This window comes from Streptomyces sp. NPDC057654 (assembly GCF_042800135.1).
GTDB lineage: Bacteria > Actinomycetota > Actinomycetes > Streptomycetales > Streptomycetaceae > Streptomyces.
Map to the genome: position 1 here is coordinate 1 of NZ_JBHVHQ010001316.1, position 1557 is coordinate 1557.

Genomic DNA, 1557 nt, shown 5'->3' on the forward strand with positions numbered 1-1557 from the left:
GCCTGTGACCGGCCGTCGGCATCGGCGGGGCGGTGCGGTCCGGGCTTCGCCGGGCGTCGGCCCCGGTGGCCCGGCGCCGCGGGTCGCGGCGCCCGTCGCCCGTAAAAACCGCTTGTCGGTTCAGGCGTCGCGGACTACGTCGGCAGGCCGGGGGTCTTCGGGAGGCCGGGGAGGTCCGGGGCGGGGAGGCCGCCGCTGACAAGGATGCTCGTCGCGACGTTCACCGTGGCGGTCAGCGTGGTCTTCAGGGCCGTCGCGATCTCGGCCGGGCTGCCGGACGAGGTGGCCTTCAGCAGTGCGTTGACCTTGGCCTGGAGGTCGGTCACGGCCTTCGCGACCAGCTCCGGATGGGGAGCGGCCTGCCGACCGCCCGACGGCGCGCCCTGCGGTGCGGCGGGAGCCTCCGGCGCCTTGGCGTTCGTCGGGTCGACCGGCGGAGCGGACGCCTCCGGCACCTTCGGAAGCTCCGGCGCCTTGGGAAGTTCAGGTTTCTTCGCCGTCGCCGCCGTGATCTTGGTCAGGGCCTCCTTCACCGCCTCCGCGTGCTTCGCCGCCTCCGGCGTCGGGAGCTTGCCGCCCGGCGACTTCAGCACCGCGTCGACGAGATCCGTCACCGGCTGGAGCACCGAGCCCAGGCCGCCCAGCAGTTTCGTCTGGCCCGTCAGCGCTTCCGCGCCCGGGACCGGGGCCGCGGCCTTGGCGGCTCCTGCCTCCGCCGGGTGCGGACTGTCGCCGTGCGCGGTCGCGAGGGCCGCTCCGCAGGTGCCGAACGCCAGCGCGCCGCAGACGACGGACGAGACGGCCGCGCCAGTCCTCCGGGACATCTTCCGGGAGGTCTTCCGGGACGTCTTCCGGTTCCGGGGCATGCGCATAGGGGGTTTCCCTTCGTGGTGCGTGCAAGGTGTCCGACCACCCTGCGGAGGGCCGGTACGGTCCGCAACTCGCCGACTACCCGGAGTGCGTCCCCGCCCAATTCCCATCGCCCCCGCCTGACCTGGGTGTTCGTCAAGGAATTCGGCGGTCTCCGAGGAACGTGGGGCATGCAGCCGTTAGGGTTCGGATGCGGCTTTGTCGAGACGGCGGTTGGACGGAATGAGCATCCCGGAGAGTTACGGACACACCCAGGCCCATGGCTGGCCCGCCAACGAGCTCGAAGAGGTGCTGACCGCCTCGCTCGGCGTGCCGGACGCCGGGGCGCGCATCGTCGAGGTGCTCGGCCGCAGCATGCTGTGGATCCCGCTGCCCAATGGCGGCTCCCCGCAGAGCCGCGAGCTGGACCTGCCTACGCTGGAGATCGACGGCGGCGCGTATGTCCCCGTGTTCAGCTCCGAGCAGCAGTTCCGCATGGCCACCGGCGACCGGATGGCCTGCACCGTCGCGCCCGCCGTCGAGTTCGCCCGCGGCCTGCCCCCGCAGCTCGGACTTGAATCAAAAGTCCGTGACATCAGGCAAAACCCATCGCGGGCAAGACTCGCTCCTACAGGGTTGTTCATTTCACGCCACCTGCGCCACAAGTTGCTGGGCCAACAGATGCTTGAGCAAGGCGCGGTACGCCAG

General features: G+C 71.3%; 2 protein-coding genes. One reads left to right on the forward strand and one right to left on the reverse strand.

The annotated features are described in order from the left end of the window. Positions 1-134: 134 nt before the first annotated feature. The gene (locus ACFU99_RS43185; RefSeq protein ID WP_384404142.1) at positions 135-824 is read right to left on the reverse strand and encodes a hypothetical protein; all 690 of its coding nucleotides are present in this window, start codon (positions 822-824) and stop codon (positions 135-137) included. Between the two features lie 268 nt (positions 825-1092). On the opposite strand from ACFU99_RS43185, the gene ACFU99_RS43190 reads away from it, so the two are divergent. Continuing rightward, a partial coding sequence (locus tag ACFU99_RS43190; protein WP_384404145.1) for an SseB family protein occupies positions 1093-1557 on the forward strand: 465 nt, incomplete at its 3' end.